The following is a 16,956-nucleotide window of genomic DNA, read 5'->3' as shown; positions in this document are numbered from 1 at the left end:
GAGCGAGAATTAACTAAAAACTTTAATTAACAACTCTAATCAGGTATTACACCCTATTGCAAGATTATTGTTAAAGTGGCGCAGCGGACGGGACTCGAACCCGCGACCCTCGGCGTGACAGGCCGATATTCTAACCAACTGAACTACCGCTGCACTTTGACAATATAAAATTGCAAACAAACGAATGATGAATTAAAGTGGCGCAGCGGACGGGACTCGAACCCGCGACCCTCGGCGTGACAGGCCGATATTCTAACCAACTGAACTACCGCTGCACTAAAATTCAACGTTAAAGCTTGGTGGGCGCTGACGGGATCGAACCGCCGACATTCTGCTTGTAAGGCAGACGCTCTACCAACTGAGCTAAGCGCCCTAACGACTTCATCGTTTGTGAGGTGCATTATAGAGAATCTTGACTGTGTGTCAAACGCTTTTATCTATGTTTTAAGGATTTTATGTTTGAGTGATTAAAAAATAGATCATTTTGATTAAATAATCGTTTTTTTGTTTATTATTTATCTATTTATCAATATTTACATCACTTATATTTTGTCATTATTGGTTGATGATGCACGCATTCAAAACTAAAGAATAACAATGTTCATACTCAATAAAGCAATTTTATTGATTTACATTTGCACGTTTCAATTATGACTTTGCTACAGGTTCAGGACGTAACCATAGCCAAATCGCAACAATCAGCATGGTTAAATCTGTAAAAATCTTGACTGCAAGTGGTGCATTGGTAAATAGCATAATCACACCACTGATCAGCATCATGATACTTGCAAACCATTTGGCCTTACGTGGGACTGTACCATTTTCACGCCATGCTTTTAGCGTTACACCATATTTAGGATGATTAAGTAACCAAGCATCTACTTCGGGCCACCCTTTTGAGGCTGCCCAAGCGGCAAGGATGAGGAAAACTGTTGTTGGCATTCCAGGTAATATTGCACCAATAAAACCAAGCACAATAAAAACAATCACCAAGGTTCGCCAAAACAAAATTTTCATAGAACAACTCAATTTATCCCTTGGCGAAGTATAGCCTTTTACTTTCTAGCGTTCAGTATTGTTTTAAATAATTCTTAGATTAGTATTTTAAATATCTACGTGAACCTAAGCTCGAGATAAGGTATGTTCCCAACTATATGATACGCGGAAACGTCAGTCGCATTGTTCGAGGCATGAGGAATATATTCCGTAAGATCTGTAATATACTGTTTTTGCGATATATTAGCTAGTTGATAGTATCTGTCGAGTTGGCGACTGACAAATGGTTTTGCCTACTTTTCCCGAAAGAAAAGTAGGTCGAACCTGAACAAGATTGAAATATATTTCAAGCGAAGTGCAAGACGAAGTGGGTTAATCCTTGCATTTGACTTTTAAACAGTATGACTCCGCTGTGCCTGATCTATCATTTCAATAACTTTCATCAAAGTTTATCCCGAACTGACGTTACGTGAATACATGGCCTATTTTAATTTGTGTGAAAATCGGTGGACTGTAAATCAAAGTGATTGATCAAGTCCTAGACTTTACAAAGCAGTCATGTTCAAAGTAATAACGTACAAAACAATAGTGATTAATAAAAAGCAATCAAGATCTCACTAGATAATTGCAAATGAACCCAATAATCTAAATCTATAAATAAAATGAGATAAGGAAAGCACGATGAACAACATTGCTTATTTTGAAATCCAATCCTCAAATCCCGAAAGAGACGTAAAATTTTATAGTGAAGTCTTCGGTTGGAAATTTACCAAAGTCGAAGGTTTGCCGATTCAGTATTTTCAAATTGAAACACCCAATATCCATGGCGGTTTACTTGAACGCCCTGCTCAAACTCCACCAACACATTGCGGAACCAATGCTTTTACGTGTTCAATAGAGGTTGAACACTTTGATGAAACTGCCGAAAAGATTCTAGCCTTAGGTGGGCAAGTCGCGATGGGGAAGTTTGCGATTCCCAATAAATGTTGGCAAGGTTATTTTATCGACCAAGATCACAATACGTTTGGTTTAGTTCAAGTGGATGAAAATGCTCAGTAAAATAAATGTACCGTGAAATGAACAATTGAAACGACTCAACATGTCGTTTCACCACACTCTTTTTTATTCCCTAGATGAAAATATGCTAAGTTATACGAGGCATTTCCAAGACTTGAGTTCACATGACTGTACGCTTTTTTCATACATCTGATTGGCATTTGGGACAATTCTTTTATCAGCATTCTCGTCAGTATGAACATGAACAATTTTTAGCGTGGTTACTTGAACAAATTCAACAGAAACAACCCAATGCGCTACTGATTGCAGGTGATATTTTCGATGTCATCAATCCTGCTTCATCCGCTCAGAAGCAACTCTATCAATTTTTAGCCGATGCCCATGACCTTGCACCCCATATGCAAACATTGATGATTGCAGGGAATCATGATTCTGGTTATCGCATTGAACAAATTGAACCATTACTTGAAAAATACAATGCTAAAACTGTGGGTGTCATCCATAAAAATAGTGAAGGATTGATTGATTTAGAACGTTTACTTGTGCCGATTTATGATGAAAATAAAGTCATTGTGGCGTGGTGTTTAACGCTACCATTTTTACGCCCTGCCGAAATTACAGGTTTTAATGAGCAAAGCACGAATAGTCAAAATGCAATTGCTTATTTACATCAACAATTGATTGCTGAAGCTAAAAAGAGAAAAACACCTGAGCAAGCTTTGATTCTCATGTCACATGCGCATATGCAAGGTGGCGAAACTTCGGACTCAGAGCGCCCTATCATTATTGGTAATGAAGAAGCTCTTTCCACTACACTTTTTGATGAAGTGATTGACTATGTCGCACTCGGGCATTTGCATAAACCACAAAAAGTTCAAGATGCTCATATTCGTTATAGTGGTTCACCGATTCCGTTATCATTTAGTGAAATAAATTATAAACATCAGGTGGTTGAAGTCACGATTGACCCAACTCAAACTGATGCATCAAGATTTCAATTTGAAGCCATTGCAATACCACGTAGTGTGCAATTGCATAAAATCAAAGGTGAATTAACAGAAGTTTTCAATGCATTACGGGCTTTGCCAAAAGGTGAAATTGACAATATTGATCAGCGTGAATATATCGATATTGAATATCACACTCATATTCCACCACAACCGAATTTGCGCCAGCAATTTGAAGATGCTTTACCTAAAGATCGTTATCGTTTAGTTCGTATTTCTCGACAGTATTTAGCGACTGAAAAGAATGAGGATGTCACCACTGCAATCAGCTTAGAACCGCCAACGCCTGAAAAATTATTTCAACAAATTTGGGAAAAGAATGGCTACTCAGAAGATGATCTCGTACTGAAAGATTTTTTAAGCCTTGTGCAGGAAGCAGAAAAATCACTTGAAGATGAACAAAAGTTTTAAGGATTTGTCATGAAAATTTTATCAATACGACTAAAAAATTTGGCATCTCTTTCAGGTGAACACTTTATTGATTTTGAATCTGAACCTTTAGCCTCGGCAGGTTTAGTGGCAATTATTGGTAAAACAGGTGCAGGAAAATCCACCATTTTAGATGCCATGTGTCTTGCCCTGTTTAATAGAATTCCACGTTTAAAAGACAGTGATGGAAAACTCACGGATGTTGATGGTTCAGAGCTTTTAACCAACTCGCCACTGACTGTTTTGCGTCGAGGTACGGCGCATGGTTTTGCAGAACTCACGTTTGTTGCACAAGATCAGAAACACTATTTAGCCCGTTGGGAGTTAAAACGTTCACGTGAAAAAGCAGATGGAAAACTACAAAGTGTACAACGCTATTTAAAGTGTTTAACCGATGGTGTGGTCATTGCAGATAAAGCCAAAGCCGTTGATACAAGTATTCTCAAAATCACGCAACTAAGCTTTGAACAATTCACTCGTGCTGTGCTGCTTGCTCAATCTGAAGTGACAGCCTTTTTAAAAGCACGTGACAATGAGCGTGGTGAATTACTTGAATATTTAACCAATTCTTCAATCTTTGCAAAGATTGGTCAATTGGCTTTTGAAAAGACCAAATCCGTGGCGAATTCTCGTAAAGAACTGGAGAATTTACTTGGACATATCGAAATTTTATCTGATGAAGACTTTGCTGAATCGACAAAGCAATTCCAACAGCTTGATGCAGATTATAAAAAGCTTGAGCTTGTAAAATCACAACTAGCAAAACAACAGCAATGGTTTGAACGTAAACATAAATTTGATCATGAGATCATTCTCAAACAACAAAATGTCGATCTTCAACTGAAATCACAGCAAAATTTATCGGCTGAAAAAGAACAATTGAAACGATTGGAGATATTTTCAGACATTCGCCCAAATGTATTCCAACAGCAACAATTTTTAAAAACTCAACAGCAACTTGTACCACAGGCTCAGCAACAGCAAGGTTTATTTGATGATTTAGCAAAGCAATTTGAAGTTGAAAAATCACAATATCAGCAGGCTGAAACTGCTTTAAATCATATTCAAAACTTTGAAAATACACATCAAAGTGATTTAAATGAAGTTCGCAAATGCATTCAAGAGCGTGATTTTTTAGGCACTGAATTTAAGAAAATCCAAATAAAACTACAGGATTTAGAACAGTTACAACAGCCATTATTGAATCAAAAACAACATATTGAACAACAGATTCAGCAGATTGGTCAGCAACAAATTACTTTGAATCAACAACTTGCAACAAGCCAGCAATTCTCCAGTTTAGATAAAGGCTTGTCTGCACATTTGCAACAACTAGCACAATTTATTCAGCAATATCAAAATATTGAAAACCAATCAAAAGATCTAAATCAAACAGAACAACAATTGACGGAGCAAAAAAAATTATTACAGCACAACATTGCACAATATGGTGCTGCGGAACAGATCGAAACGCAGCTTGAACAATTGCGCCAACAACGTGAACAAAAGATCAAACAACTGAATCAATTGGATTTTATTCAACAAAAATTGGTGCAGTTTTTCCAAGTAAAAGATGAGTCGAATCAAATTGAAATCAAACTCAAACATTCATCTGAACAATTTTTGCAACTCGAAAAAACTACATCGCAATCTGAACAAGATTATTTATCTGCACAACATGCACGTCAGCAAATTCAAACGATTTTGCAACAGCAACGCTTACTGCATGCTGAAAATGTTGAACATTTACGTGCCGAGTTGAAAGAAGGTGAAGCTTGTGTCGTCTGTGGAAGCACCACACATCCTTTTAAGACCGATGATGCTGTAGTATCAAAAGCATTGTTTGAATTGCAACAACAGCAAGAACAACAAGCGATTTTAAAAGAACAAGACCATTTTAAAATTTGGCAAGATACTCAGAAAAATTTAACCAAACTGAATAGCGAAGTTGATCAGTTTAAAGCTACGCATCAATCGCTTGTAGAGAAAATACAAATTGCTCAGCATGATTTAGCTCAGCAATTTAACAATGTGAATATTCAACTGGATTTGACGCAATCACACGCTGAAATTAAGCTAAAACTAGATCAATTTAATCAACAACAAAAAGCTGATATTCAGCAGAACGAAACACAGCTCAATACGATCATTCAAGCCAATAAACAACAACTACAGCTTCAACAAAACATCCAACAGCTTGAGCATGTATTAAATACAGCTAAAAATCTACTGCAACAGGTTCAGCATATTACTCAGTGTCTATCTGATACAGAACAACAAAACTGGCAACTGCAGACGGCGACAACTGCACAACGCATTTATGCAGCGTTAAATCAACGTATTCAACAACTTGATCAAGTAGAGCAACTCACTAAACAGCTTAACCACGAAACTCAACAACTACTTTCTGTACAGCTTAATCTTAAAAATACCAACAAACACATCGCAGAGACACGTCAAAATCTGCAAGAGATTAAGCTTAAAGGGCAAGAAAATACCGAACTTGCTCAGCAATTGATTCAAAACATGACCGGTTTAAGTGATGTAAAACCGAATGAATGGTTGGCTGAACATGATACGAACCGTCAACATTTACAAGGTCAATATCAACAATTTAAACAAAGTTTTGATCAGCTACGTCATCAGTTTGAACAACAAAAAGGTCAGTTGGAACAGCTCAAAGCCCAGTTGCAACAATGCCAAAACAATCTGAATCATGTGAATCATGAAATACAAACTTGGCTCATGCAACATGCTGATTTTCAGCAACATGATTTAGACGTTTTTGCACAAATTAGCCCTACTCAAGAGCAAAACATTCGTCAGCAAATACAAAATACTGAACGTTTGCTCAATGATGCAACGTCTGCGCTCAAAACCGTACAAGAGCAATTGACTGAGCATCTGCATCATCAACCTGAGATTGATTTGACTCAATTACAGCAATTGATTCTGGATAATGAAAATGCACTCAAAACACAACTTGAGATTAGAGATCAACTCAAACTGAAACTTGAAGTCCATCAACAAAATCTTGCTAAACAAAAACAATTCTCAGATAAAATTCAGCAAATACAACTAGAAGAACATCGCTGGAGTAAAATATCCAGTTTGATGGGTGATTCTACAGGTAAAAAATTCCGTGATTTAGCTCAGCAATATAATCTGGATATTTTATTGGAATACGCCAATCAGCAACTTGCTTTACTATCACAACGCTATACATTAAAACGTCTGGAAAATTCGCTCAGTCTTGCGATTATTGACCATGATATGGATGGTGAAATACGTTCCGTCGCTTCCCTTTCAGGTGGTGAGTCTTTCCTAACCTCCCTCGCCTTATCTTTAGCCATTGCCAATATGGCTTCGGGTTCAATGAAAATAGAATCTTTGTTTATTGATGAAGGTTTTGGCACATTGGATGCATCATCGTTACATATGGTTATGAATGCGTTAGATCAATTGCAAAATCAAGGCCGTAAAGTGGTATTGATTTCCCATATTCAAGAAATGCATGAACGAATTCCTGTGCAGATTCAGGTACGACCGCTAGGTGCAGGTGCGAGTACGATTGAGGTAGTAAGTTAACTCAATTCATCATACAAGGAACAATGAGGGGAGAATGCTCTCTCCCCCCACTTTTTAATTCCTTAAATTCTCAGATGAATAGCAATATTGAATAACGATCATTAATGGCAAGATTCAGTATCAACTAACAAGCACATGCTCAAAATAATACTGTTTACCCTCCTCACAAATTTCTTTTTTACCACTTAATCCATGCGTAGCATTTGCCAAAGTTTCATTATATGTCGTATTAAATTGCTTATAATCTTTATCATAATCAGTTTTGAATTTTTTATTATTTTTCAATGCAGTGATCGCGCTTTGCATTGCTACGCACATCGGATAAAGTTCAGCCTTATCTTGTGTACGATTCCCTCGTTCAGCAATCGTTTCAATTTCGCCTAATATCGTATCGAAATTCTTTTGAAACTTCGCATAAGTCGACTGTGGTGCAATCAAATCTTTAAACTGGTCTTCTACGGGATCTGCAAATGTATGCATGGACAATGTCGCAACGAATATCGTTGTAGATATTTTCAATAATTTCATCATCTGAATAATCCTCTATCTGTTTTATATTTCTACTGCTTCAATAAAAAAGAAATATACAGACATGTTCAATTAAACACGTCTGCATTTATGTAAAGTTACTTATATGTAAAGTTGTTTATCGATCTGCGGGAAATGCATTCGGTGGTGGAGCATACTTATTTATAGGTTTAGCATCACCTTCAGGCGCTTCCAACGCGTAAATCACCGTACCAATCACACCAGCATTTTGAATTGAGCCATGATCGGAGTTCACAGCATAAGAATCCTCAGGTTTACTAAAGGTAAAAGAAGCGACCGCTGAATTACTTTTTCTAAAACCTTCAATTTTCAATGATTCATGTGGATTTAATACATAACCTGAATTGCTTCGGGATGCTTCACGACCATTAATTACATCAACACCATCCACACTGGCCACGATCTCAAAAGTCTTAGCCGTATTATTTTCATATTTCAGCTGATAACTCTGCCCTTCACGTCCAGATAAGAAATAACTTTGACCTACTCGATAGATTGGAATGTTATTGTCATGATCATCCACGACTGAAAAACTGATTTTTCCAGCAGCAAGTGAAATTGAATTGACTGATTTTCCTTGATATTTTTTATCGGCATACTGCACAATCGCTTCAGCTAAGGGAGAATCTGACTGACGTTTTAGGTCTACTTCAGTCACTTGGGAATCAATTTCATCTCCCCACTTGGTTCCAAGTTTTTCATCTGTAGCAACTTCATTATTTGTAGTTTCTGCGGCAGCATCTGCTGTTGCTGTACTTGTTGTTTCGGTTTGGTTGGTTGAATTGCGGTCTTCTGTTTTTTTCGAACAAGCAGCAAGGAAAATACAGAATATTATGCAAATTAAAATATATATTCTTTTCATTATGTCACCTATTTAAAAGCATGATTGATCATCCAATATTTTTGATGCTTTTTATCTATAGTTTTTATCTTCTATAGTAATGAATAGGGCATCAGATTATCGGAGGTATAGGCAACTTAGATTATTATCAAAATAATCATAACTTGACGGCTCACACTTCACTATTCAGGATTTTTTATAATTTTTTATATTTTTTGTAACATTATAACATTGTTAAAAAGAGGAGTACTTTCATTCCTCTTTCAACGACAAACCACTATTTTTTAATCCGCTGGAAATGCATTGGGCGCAGGTGCATAACCATCATTGGTTTTTTTCGCAGGATAATATTTTGGTGCTTTCAGTTCATAAACCACCGTACCAATCACACCTGTATTTTGAATAGAACCACTTGAGTTATTTGCTGCATAAGCATCTTGCGGTTTACTAAAGGTAAATGAAGCGACCGCTGAATTACTCTTTCTAAAACCTTCGATTGCAAATGAACTGAATGGACGAAGCACATAACCACTTTTCGATCTAGACGCTTGGCTACCATCCAATACATCTAAACCATCAACACTTGCAACAATTTCAAAGGTTTGCTGACTGGTATTGGAATAACGTAATTGATAGCTTTGTCCATCATTGGCAGCAAGATAATAGCTTTGACCATCTCGATACAGCGGTAAAATACGTCCACGATCATCAATAACTGAGAAACTTATTTTCCCAGCAGCTAAAGAAATACTATTAATGCTTCGCCCTGAAAATTGCTTATTTGCATAACGTATTTGCGTTTCGCCAACTGGATTATTACTCATACGTTTTAAATCGATTTGTGTCACATGAGAACTGACTTCATCACCCCACTTTGTCCCTAAACGCTCTTCTGAACGTACACGGTTATTTTGCGCTGATGTCGTTTGAGCTGAGGTCATTTTTGCAGCTGGCGGTGGTGAGGGTTCAGGTGCATAATCCGCTTGAGAAGACTCAGAAGATGTTGGAGAGTTTTGAGTCGTGCTACATGCGGTGAATAAACCACACAACATTAAGCTTAATAAAATCTTAGATTTATTCATTCTCTCATCCTTATTTTTAAATTATATAATGGATCAGTATAGTAAATTCAGCATTGAGAATTGTTGAATAATGTTTAAAAGATCTATATTGATCATCCAATATAGATCTGTAAATTCTAAGTCATTTTAAATATCTTTCTAATTTTGATTTATTGCCTAATTTTGATGTATTGCTTACATCGGTCTAAGGGTCAAAATCTGCTCACTACGCCCAAATGGCCCATGCACATCATGCATAATTGAGCTGGATAAACCAATTCCATCCGCACCGTATTGCTGTACAGCTTCAAGCCCCAACCATTCCCCTTGCGGCATACGATATAAATGAATTTGTAAGTCTAAGTTCGGAAATCCCCATTCAAAAGGTCTAGGCTGTCTAGGGACAACACCATTTGCCATATCCGCCATACAGACTAAACGTACAAAATCAGAGGTTTTTTGCCCTTCTACCATATCAGTTTGCGTTTTTAACCAAACCAATCCTTTGCCTTGACGCTCATCATCAGACCTTGCTTCAACTGTACGTGTATATTGCCCATTCCATTGGTGGATTCCATCAAAAATAGGCATATTTTCAGGCGTTGCAACTCGTGAATCTTCCAATCCAGCAATTGCTGAGCTATCTGAAACCATCATGCGCCAAGTACGTGCTACAACTAAAGTTTTCCCTTGCCCTTTCATAGTCGATTCAATTAACTCAATGGTCTTTCCTGCACGTATCGTCCGTGTGGTAATTTCAATTTCACCAAGCGCAATCAACCCATAAATATCCAAACTGATTCGACCAATACGCATCATTTCACGTGGCGAAAATTGTTCCAACTCCGCACAGATCACGCCTGTTGCAGGCGCCATATGTTGTTCATTTGGATTCCACGCACCTTGGGCATTCATAGTCGATTGATAATGTGCTGTAACGATACCTTGCTCATCGATATGACGACTCAGCAATTGATAATAAGCAGACATAAACTTCCTTGTAACGATTTATTGCTTTAATAAACTAATTCATTCTGTCCATTTTTGTACTCAACTTTAGTGGAGAAGTCCATGATTTGAAGCAAAATTGACCTCATGGGTTCTTAAATTTGCTTAATCATTTTCAATTCCATCGCGATAAAAAGACATGATTTAAAACAAGCTTTGTCAATAAATCTATTTAAGTCACCTCAATTGATGCCGAGCTAAGATGAAAATTACCCGATAATATTTAACGTCAGTTCGGGATAAATTCTGATGTAAGTTATTGAAAAGATAGATCAGGCACAATGGAGTCTTACCATTTAAAGTCAGATACAAGAATTAACCTTCGGTTCGACCTGAGAGGTACTACCTCGCAAGGCTTTCGGGATGAGTGGCACTGCCACGCAAGAGCAAAACCATTTGTCAGTCGCCAACTCGACAGATATCTTCAAGTACCAAATATATTGCAAAAACAGTACATTACAAATGTAGCTCGGCCTCAAACAATGCGACTGACGTTTCCGCGTATCGTATAGTAGGGAACATACTTATCTCGAGTTCAGGTTATTTAAGTTGATTGTTTAAAAATGCACGCACCGCTTATTTATTGATAATAAAATCATTCTGAAATTTAATTTGCTCTATGCCTCTATTCTCAATGTATAGAAAATATCACCATATAAAGCGTTAAAAGCTTATTGGTGATAATCACGTGCACCAAACAATGCTGTCCCTACACGTACCATGGTTGAGCCCGCTGCGATGGCACTCGCCATATCACCAGACATTCCCATACTCAAGGTATCCCAATCTTCTGGATGTGCATGTTGTGCTTTTACATTTTCAAATAAATTTTTAGCATCGACAAAAGCTTGTGAATGATCAGGCGCAGGAATCACCATCAAACCGCGTAGTTTTAAATTTGGCAGTTGGCTGATTTGTTGTACCAATTCTGCAACCTCTTCAGGCTGACAACCATCCTTACTCTCTTGCGCATCGATATTCACTTGTAAGCAAATATTCAGTGGATTTGATGTTATTGCACGCTGGTTTGAAAGACGCTCAGCGATAATGAAGCGATCAACGCCATGTACCCATGCAAATTTTTCAGCAAGATGTTTGGTTTTATTGCGTTGTACATGACCAATAAAATGCCATTCAATGTCTAAATCTTTCAATGCTTCAATTTTATCTAAAGCTTCTTGTAAATAATTTTCCCCAAAAGCACGCTGTCCTGTCATATACATTTCACTGAGCATTTCACTTGGATGTGTTTTTGAAACAGCCAATAACATCACCTGACTCGCTTCTCTATGTGCAGCTATACAGGCTTGCTCAATCTGCTTTAATACATGATTTCGAGCTTGATTTAGATCATTCATCGACAAGTTTCTCATTTCTAAAAAATTTCAGCTTCCAAGCGATTAAATTGTTGGTTATGCTGAGTGAAAGGCATTATTATTCTACAAAATAATAAGGGTATGTTAACAGTTCATATATAACTTGCGTTGTAAGTTTAAATTGAGCAAACATGGAATGAAATGTAGAAAATAGCGAGACTATTTTCAAGACTCATCACCTCGTTTGAAATCATTTTAATCACAACCTGAGCTGAGCAAAATATTGTGTATAGACCTTTATGTATTGTTTGCAATGCAAGGGACAACAGGAACTAGAATATATGAATAATCAACATACCCTAGGCAATTAGGTTTTTATTCGGGGACATTATGGATATTACAGAATTATTGGCGTTTTCCGTCAAAAACGGTGCATCAGACTTACACCTTTCGGCAGGTATGCCACCGATGATTCGTGTCGATGGCGAAGTACGTCGAATCAATTTACCAGCAATGGAACATAAAGAGGTACATCGACTTGTTTATGACATCATGAACGATAAACAACGCCGTGACTTTGAAGAACAATTAGAAACTGACTTTTCATTTGAAGTACCTGGTGTTGCTCGTTTCCGTGTAAACGCATTTAACCAAAACCGTGGTGCTGGTGCAGTATTCCGTACTATTCCTTCGAAAGTTTTAACCATGGAAGATCTTGGTTTAGGACAGACATTTAAAGGGCTTTGTGAATTACCTCGTGGTTTAGTGTTGGTGACAGGTCCTACCGGTTCTGGTAAATCAACAACATTAGCGGCAATGATTGATTATATTAACGATAACCGTTATGACCATATTTTAACGGTCGAAGATCCAATCGAATTTGTACACCAGTCTAAAAAATGTTTGATCAACCAACGTGAAGTGCATCGTGATACTCATGGTTTTAACGAAGCACTTCGTTCTGCACTCCGTGAAGACCCTGATATTATTCTTGTCGGGGAGATGCGTGACCTTGAAACGATCCGTTTGGCACTCACAGCCGCGGAAACAGGTCACTTGGTTTTCGGTACACTACATACCACATCTGCGGCAAAAACCATTGACCGTGTGATTGACGTATTCCCTGCTGAAGAAAAAGACATGGTTCGTGCCATGTTATCTGAATCACTACAAGCCGTAATTTCACAAACACTCCTTAAGAAAACAGGTGGTGGTCGTGTTGCTGCACATGAAATCATGATTGGTATTCCCGCAATTCGTAACTTGATTCGTGAGAATAAAGTTGCACAAATGTATTCTGCAATTCAAACAGGTGCGAATTATGGTATGACCACACTTGATCAAAGCTTAAAAGCGCTGGTTGCTAAAGGTGTCATTAGCCCTCAGGTTGCAAGAACTATGGCAAAACAACCAGAATCGTTCTTATAAGACATGGATTATTGAGGTTTAAAAGATGGACTTTAATGACTTGCTCAATATGATGATTGAGCAGAAAGCGTCCGACTTATTTATTACTGCGGAAGTTGAACCATCAATGAAAATTAATGGTCAAATTGTTCCTGTGGTCAAAACTAAGTTAAACGGCGAAATTATTATGTCGTTGCTTAACTCTATTATGAGTGAAAAGCAGCGTAAAGAATTTGCCGACACACGAGAATGTAACTTCGCAATCACCAACCGTGATAAAACCGCCCGTTTCCGTGTCAGTGCCTTCCAGCAACGTGATATGCCAGGTATGGTGTTACGTCGTATTGAAACTACGATTCCAACTATGGATGAGCTAAAACTGCCACCTATCCTGAAAGATTTAGCCATGACCAAACGTGGCATTATTATCTTTGTAGGTGCGACAGGTACGGGTAAATCGACCTCTTTGGCTTCAATTATCGGTTATCGTAATCATAATTCTAAAGGTCATATCATTACCATTGAAGACCCGATTGAATTTGTACACGAACATGCAGGTTGTATTATCACGCAACGCGAAGTCGGTATTGATACCGACTCTTTCGAAATTGCGTTAAAGAATACACTGCGTCAAGCACCTGATGTTATTTTGATTGGTGAGATTCGTTCACGTGAAACTATGGACTATGCCATTGCCTTTGCAGAAACAGGGCATTTGGTTTTTGCCACACTGCATGCGAACAACGCCAACCAAGCCATTGATCGTATTATTCACTTCTTTGAATCAGATCGTCACAGTCAGTTGTTTATGGACTTGTCGCTTAACTTAAAAGCGATGGTTGCTCAGCAATTGATTCCAACACCAGATGGCAACTCACGTCGTGCAGCAATTGAAATTCTCATCAACTCACCTTTAATTTCAGACTTGATCCGTAAAGGCGATGTACATGAAATTAAAGATTTGATGAAGCGTTCACGTGAATTAGGTATGCAAACCTTTGACCAAGCACTGTTTGACCTCTACAAAGCAGGACAAATTACCTATAAAGATGCACTAAAGCATGCTGACTCACCGAATGATTTACGTCTACAGATTAAATTGGATGAGGAAGGTGGTGCTCAGTTGCTCAATGCACATAGCAAACTGACTTTTGACGGGCAATAATTGATTTTAATCTGCACTTAAAATACTAAAAAGGGAGCTAAATGAATTTAGCTCCCTTTTAATTTGTTGTATTTATGTGATTTTATTTTTTACGATAAGCTTCCTGACATTCAGGCGCATCACAAAAACCGTACAGGTTTAACGAATGTCCAGTCAGTTTAAAACCGTGCTTATCCGCTACCGAATGTTGCTCATGTTCAATGGTATCATTTGTAAATTCAATGACTTTATTACAATTTAAACATACGAGATGATCGTGGTGATCTTCTTGCATGATTTCAAAAACAGAATGATTGTTTTCAAAATGATGACGCTGAATAATTCCAGCAGCTTCAAATTGCGTTAACACACGATATACGGTTGCAAGACCGACATCTTCACCTTGTTCAAGTAATGTTTTATAAATGTCTTCCGCGCTCAAGTGGTGTTGTCTTGAATTTTCTAATAATTCCAAAATCTTGATTCGTGGTAGGGTAACTTTAAGTCCAGCTTTGCGTAAATCTTGATTTGAAATAGGCATATAAAAAGGTCTCTCAACAAATTTTAAGTTGGAATATGCAACAGAGTTGAGATGCAGTATGATCTATCCGTGGATCAATTGCATCATAATTAATTTGGGATAGTGTAGCAAAATGCAAAAAATCATGCTGACGTTATTCGTCGCTTCTTTACTTGGTGGCTGTTCTGTATTTGGAGTATACAAAGTTGATATTCCTCAAGGAACACCGTTAACCCAAGCTCAAGCTTCAAAAATTCAAGTCGGTATGACTTACCAACAAGTACGTTTTTTGCTGGGTAGTCCAACGGTTGCAGATCCATTGAATCCTGATCGATGGGACTACATTTACAATTATATCCCAGGAACTTACGCTAAAAAAGCCAAGATTCCTGTAGCACATGGCCAACACTTAAAGGTTTATTTTGATCAATCAGGTATTGTCAATAAAATTGAAGGTTTGGAAACCATTCCTGAATCTCAACCTGGTTTGCCTGCTTCTAAAGAAGCAATTTTGAATGCGCCTCCACTATAGACACTTTGATATAAAAATAAACCCCTCAATGAGGGGTTTTTTATATTGATTCAATTGTTTAAAGCGATTGGCTTAAAGAATGGATTACTTAGACAGCAATTGGCGGTAACGATTCCCTCGACAATAACGCCCAACAGGATTGGCTTTGGCACGATTACGACGAATATCTTTCGGATTAATGGTTAAAGCTCTATAGATTTCAACACGATCCCCTGCTTGTAAAACTTGAGTAAGATCTTTGCTTTTAACACCAAAAATACCAAAACTAAAATTTTCAGGTAATTGTACTTGTTCAGCTAAACCACTTTGAGCAATCGCATCTGCAATGCTCATTCCTTGAGAAAATTGTAACTCAATATGAAATTGTTGATTTTCGGTGGCATAAGCCACCCAAACCTTTTCACCTTTGGTCAATATATCCATCAAATCAATTGTCCAATATAGGCGACAATTGCCAAGATAATCGCCAGTGGAAGAACAATTCGTACAGCAATACGCCAAATATTATAAAAAGCTTCTGAGCTAAAATTCATAGCTTTGCGTAAATGGCTGATCTTCATGATCCATCCCACAAAAACTGAATAGATCAAACAAATCACTAAGCCCCAAAGCATTAACAATGGATTGAACACTAAGCTAATATTTGGAATCGTCCAAACCAATAAGCCAACCAATAACACGACAAACTGGATTACGATTGCGATTTGACGCTGAGCCAATTGTTCTTTTGCTAACTGTAATAACAGTGCTGCTGAAATGACTGCGGTAAATAACAATGTATAAGCTGGAATTTGCGCTGAAACAGCGAAGAATCCAAAAGCAATCACAGCAATCAGTTGCGCAATCCAGATCGGTAAAGCTGTTTTAGATGCTTCATTCTGTTGTTGGATGCTCGATAAGCTGGTTTGCCAATATAAGCCTAATCCTAAGCCTGTTGCGACCAATGCAAGGATGCTGGCATTGCCCCACTCCTTAAACTCTACAGGAGTCATATGCCACGGTTGCAATGCTGTACCGAACACATTGGCAAGTACCAATGACAACACCACGCCAAATGCAACTAAAGCAATGAGTATTTGACGTGGAATAAATGACAGCACAAATGCCAGAATTGCAGCACCTGCAAATAAAATATTGGTCGCTACAGGAATTTGAGCAATTTGCACAGCACTTTGACTAATGTTAGATAGTATTCCACCCGCCAAGAACGGAATAAACACCACAGCCAACCAGCCCACGATACGCCAAGATTGAGAAGCATCGGCATCACGCGTTAAGCTAGACAATGCATTCAATGCTGTTGTTTTAGAGCGCTTCGCTAAAGCAACTTCCAAATAAGCTATAGGCAATGCCAAAACCAACATTGACACTAACCACAATATCCAAAAATCAATTTGTCGATCAATTTGAATACCGAGACTTGGAGCTAAGCCTGCAATAATCATAAAAGACAAACAAAATGCCATGAGCGGCGATAACCATCGTGACATAGAATAATCCTGCATGAGGTGTTTCGTAAAAAGTTCTGCTATTTTGCCTTT

General features: G+C 37.9%; 15 protein-coding genes and 3 tRNA genes. 6 read left to right on the top strand and 12 right to left on the bottom strand.

What is annotated here, in order from left to right:
- Positions 1–76: 76 nt before the first annotated feature.
- The 4 genes from GGG_RS0112745 to GGG_RS0112730 form a co-directional block, all read right to left on the bottom strand.
- Positions 77–153 (bottom strand) — tRNA-Asp (locus tag GGG_RS0112745).
- 45 nt (positions 154–198) lie between these two features.
- Positions 199–275: transfer RNA gene (locus GGG_RS0112740), tRNA-Asp, on the bottom strand.
- A 22-nt stretch (positions 276–297) separates the two neighbouring features.
- Positions 298–373 (bottom strand) — tRNA-Val (locus GGG_RS0112735).
- A 275-nt stretch (positions 374–648) separates the two neighbouring features.
- Complete coding sequence (locus GGG_RS0112730) at positions 649–1,017, bottom strand: YbaN family protein (protein WP_010115419.1); 369 nt, start codon at positions 1,015–1,017, stop codon at positions 649–651.
- 660 nt (positions 1,018–1,677) lie between these two features.
- On the opposite strand from GGG_RS0112730, the gene GGG_RS0112725 reads away from it, so the two are divergent.
- From GGG_RS0112725 to GGG_RS0112715, 3 genes are all read left to right on the top strand, one after another.
- Positions 1,678–2,055, top strand: coding sequence for a VOC family protein (locus GGG_RS0112725; protein ID WP_010115418.1), 378 nt, complete (start codon positions 1,678–1,680; stop codon positions 2,053–2,055).
- Positions 2,056–2,177: 122 nt separating this feature from the next.
- Positions 2,178–3,431: an exonuclease SbcCD subunit D C-terminal domain-containing protein gene (locus tag GGG_RS0112720; protein ID WP_010115417.1), complete on the top strand. Its 1,254-nt coding sequence runs from the start codon at positions 2,178–2,180 to the stop codon at positions 3,429–3,431.
- 9 nt (positions 3,432–3,440) lie between these two features.
- On the top strand, positions 3,441–7,037 hold the full coding sequence (locus tag GGG_RS0112715) for an AAA family ATPase (RefSeq protein WP_010115416.1): 3,597 nt from the start codon (positions 3,441–3,443) through the stop codon (positions 7,035–7,037).
- Between the two features lie 120 nt (positions 7,038–7,157).
- On the opposite strand, the gene GGG_RS0112710 is transcribed toward GGG_RS0112715, so the two are convergent.
- The 5 genes from GGG_RS0112710 to GGG_RS0112690 all read right to left on the bottom strand — a co-directional run bounded on the left by GGG_RS0112710 (position 7,158) and on the right by GGG_RS0112690 (position 11,854).
- Positions 7,158–7,568 (bottom strand): hypothetical protein, encoded by a 411-nt coding sequence (locus tag GGG_RS0112710; protein WP_010115414.1) that lies wholly within the window; start codon positions 7,566–7,568, stop codon positions 7,158–7,160.
- Positions 7,569–7,683: 115 nt separating this feature from the next.
- The gene (locus tag GGG_RS0112705; protein WP_010115412.1) at positions 7,684–8,448 is read right to left on the bottom strand and encodes a hypothetical protein; all 765 of its coding nucleotides are present in this window, start codon (positions 8,446–8,448) and stop codon (positions 7,684–7,686) included.
- A 263-nt stretch (positions 8,449–8,711) separates the two neighbouring features.
- Positions 8,712–9,509, bottom strand: a complete 798-nt coding sequence (locus GGG_RS0112700; RefSeq protein ID WP_010115410.1) for a hypothetical protein — start codon at positions 9,507–9,509, stop codon at positions 8,712–8,714.
- Between the two features lie 174 nt (positions 9,510–9,683).
- Positions 9,684–10,478 carry a thioesterase family protein gene (locus GGG_RS0112695; RefSeq protein ID WP_010115408.1) on the bottom strand — a complete coding sequence of 265 codons (795 nt, stop codon included), beginning with the start codon at positions 10,476–10,478 and terminating at the stop codon, positions 9,684–9,686.
- A 689-nt stretch (positions 10,479–11,167) separates the two neighbouring features.
- Positions 11,168–11,854, bottom strand: a complete 687-nt coding sequence (locus GGG_RS0112690) for a YggS family pyridoxal phosphate-dependent enzyme (protein WP_010115407.1) — start codon at positions 11,852–11,854, stop codon at positions 11,168–11,170.
- Positions 11,855–12,202: 348 nt separating this feature from the next.
- Between GGG_RS0112690 and GGG_RS0112685 the strand changes: the two genes are divergently transcribed.
- Both GGG_RS0112685 and GGG_RS0112680 read left to right on the top strand, forming a co-directional pair.
- Entirely contained in the window at positions 12,203–13,240 is a 1,038-nt protein-coding gene (locus GGG_RS0112685; RefSeq protein ID WP_010115406.1) for a type IV pilus twitching motility protein PilT, read from the top strand.
- A 25-nt stretch (positions 13,241–13,265) separates the two neighbouring features.
- Entirely contained in the window at positions 13,266–14,384 is a 1,119-nt protein-coding gene (locus GGG_RS0112680; protein WP_010115405.1) for a PilT/PilU family type 4a pilus ATPase, read from the top strand.
- Between the two features lie 82 nt (positions 14,385–14,466).
- Here GGG_RS0112680 and fur read toward each other — a convergent pair whose 3' ends face one another.
- Positions 14,467–14,904 (bottom strand): ferric iron uptake transcriptional regulator, encoded by a 438-nt coding sequence (gene fur / locus GGG_RS0112675; RefSeq protein ID WP_010115404.1) that lies wholly within the window; start codon positions 14,902–14,904, stop codon positions 14,467–14,469.
- A 112-nt stretch (positions 14,905–15,016) separates the two neighbouring features.
- On the opposite strand from fur, the gene GGG_RS0112670 reads away from it, so the two are divergent.
- The gene (locus tag GGG_RS0112670) at positions 15,017–15,415 is read left to right on the top strand and encodes an outer membrane protein assembly factor BamE (RefSeq protein ID WP_010115403.1); all 399 of its coding nucleotides are present in this window, start codon (positions 15,017–15,019) and stop codon (positions 15,413–15,415) included.
- Positions 15,416–15,499: 84 nt separating this feature from the next.
- Here the strand turns inward: GGG_RS0112670 and GGG_RS0112665 are convergent, their stop codons facing one another.
- Together GGG_RS0112665 and GGG_RS0112660 are read right to left on the bottom strand one after the other, a co-directional pair.
- On the bottom strand, positions 15,500–15,838 hold the full coding sequence (locus GGG_RS0112665) for an RnfH family protein (RefSeq protein WP_010115401.1): 339 nt from the start codon (positions 15,836–15,838) through the stop codon (positions 15,500–15,502).
- Positions 15,838–16,920 (bottom strand): hypothetical protein, encoded by a 1,083-nt coding sequence (locus GGG_RS0112660; protein ID WP_202945565.1) that lies wholly within the window; start codon positions 16,918–16,920, stop codon positions 15,838–15,840. Before GGG_RS0112660 ends, GGG_RS0112665 begins: the two co-directional genes overlap by 1 nt.
- Positions 16,921–16,956: the final 36 nt, after the last annotated feature.

Origin of the sequence: Acinetobacter sp. P8-3-8 (assembly GCF_000214135.1) — a bacterium.
Taxonomy (GTDB): Bacteria; Pseudomonadota; Gammaproteobacteria; order Pseudomonadales; family Moraxellaceae; genus Acinetobacter.
This window is presented reverse-complemented; position numbering and strand designations above follow the sequence as displayed.

Excerpts from the sequence above, each read along its gene's own strand:
- GGG_RS0112730 (WP_010115419.1), bottom strand. The coding sequence starts at position 1,017 with ATGAAAATTTTGTTTTGGCGAACCTTGGTGATTGTTTTTATTGTGCTT.
- GGG_RS0112725 (WP_010115418.1), top strand. The coding sequence starts at position 1,678 with ATGAACAACATTGCTTATTTTGAAATCCAATCCTCAAATCCCGAAAGA.
- GGG_RS0112720 (WP_010115417.1), top strand. The coding sequence starts at position 2,178 with ATGACTGTACGCTTTTTTCATACATCTGATTGGCATTTGGGACAATTC.
- GGG_RS0112715 (WP_010115416.1), top strand. The coding sequence starts at position 3,441 with ATGAAAATTTTATCAATACGACTAAAAAATTTGGCATCTCTTTCAGGT.
- GGG_RS0112710 (WP_010115414.1), bottom strand. The coding sequence starts at position 7,568 with ATGATGAAATTATTGAAAATATCTACAACGATATTCGTTGCGACATTG.
- GGG_RS0112705 (WP_010115412.1), bottom strand. The coding sequence starts at position 8,448 with ATGAAAAGAATATATATTTTAATTTGCATAATATTCTGTATTTTCCTT.
- GGG_RS0112700 (WP_010115410.1), bottom strand. The coding sequence starts at position 9,509 with ATGAATAAATCTAAGATTTTATTAAGCTTAATGTTGTGTGGTTTATTC.
- GGG_RS0112695 (WP_010115408.1), bottom strand. The coding sequence starts at position 10,478 with ATGTCTGCTTATTATCAATTGCTGAGTCGTCATATCGATGAGCAAGGT.
- GGG_RS0112690 (WP_010115407.1), bottom strand. The coding sequence starts at position 11,854 with ATGAATGATCTAAATCAAGCTCGAAATCATGTATTAAAGCAGATTGAG.
- GGG_RS0112685 (WP_010115406.1), top strand. The coding sequence starts at position 12,203 with ATGGATATTACAGAATTATTGGCGTTTTCCGTCAAAAACGGTGCATCA.
- GGG_RS0112680 (WP_010115405.1), top strand. The coding sequence starts at position 13,266 with ATGGACTTTAATGACTTGCTCAATATGATGATTGAGCAGAAAGCGTCC.
- fur (WP_010115404.1), bottom strand. The coding sequence starts at position 14,904 with ATGCCTATTTCAAATCAAGATTTACGCAAAGCTGGACTTAAAGTTACC.
- GGG_RS0112670 (WP_010115403.1), top strand. The coding sequence starts at position 15,017 with ATGCAAAAAATCATGCTGACGTTATTCGTCGCTTCTTTACTTGGTGGC.
- GGG_RS0112665 (WP_010115401.1), bottom strand. The coding sequence starts at position 15,838 with ATGGATATATTGACCAAAGGTGAAAAGGTTTGGGTGGCTTATGCCACC.
- GGG_RS0112660 (WP_202945565.1), bottom strand. The coding sequence starts at position 16,920 with ATGCAGGATTATTCTATGTCACGATGGTTATCGCCGCTCATGGCATTT.